The 357-nt window shown below is 38.4% G+C and carries 1 protein-coding gene; it reads left to right on the top strand.

Translation table 11 applies throughout. The features are described from left to right. The coding region (locus HT721_RS10890) for a hypothetical protein (RefSeq protein WP_173229835.1) at nucleotides 1-357 on the top strand (357 nt) is incomplete at both ends.

Genomic DNA, 357 nt, shown 5'->3' with positions numbered 1-357 from the left:
CGAATGCTCCGACAGTTACATCTAGTGATGAAGGAACAGTAACAGTAACTCCTTATCAGAATTCTGATTCTGATCAAAATAAAAATGTAGATAAGGTAGAACTTTCTTATACGAATGCTAGAGGGGAAAGTAAAACTGCAACCTTAAAACGTGATGCTGGGAATGGAACATGGTCAAGTAATGATACTGGAATTAAAGTTTCAGGGAATTCGTTTATTGTTAAACAAGGAACTGCCAAGGTTGGAACACCAGTAAAAGCTAAATCATACTATGGGAATAGTGATCCTAGTGATGAGCGTCAAGTACCTGTGCCAACGGTAACCCCACAAAATAAGAAGTACCAACCAACACCAAAAG

The organism is Streptococcus sp. 4094 (assembly GCF_013277125.1).
GTDB lineage: Bacteria > Bacillota > Bacilli > Lactobacillales > Streptococcaceae > Streptococcus.
The sequence above is the reverse complement of the archived record's forward strand: the minus strand, read 5'-3'. Positions and strand labels throughout refer to the sequence as shown.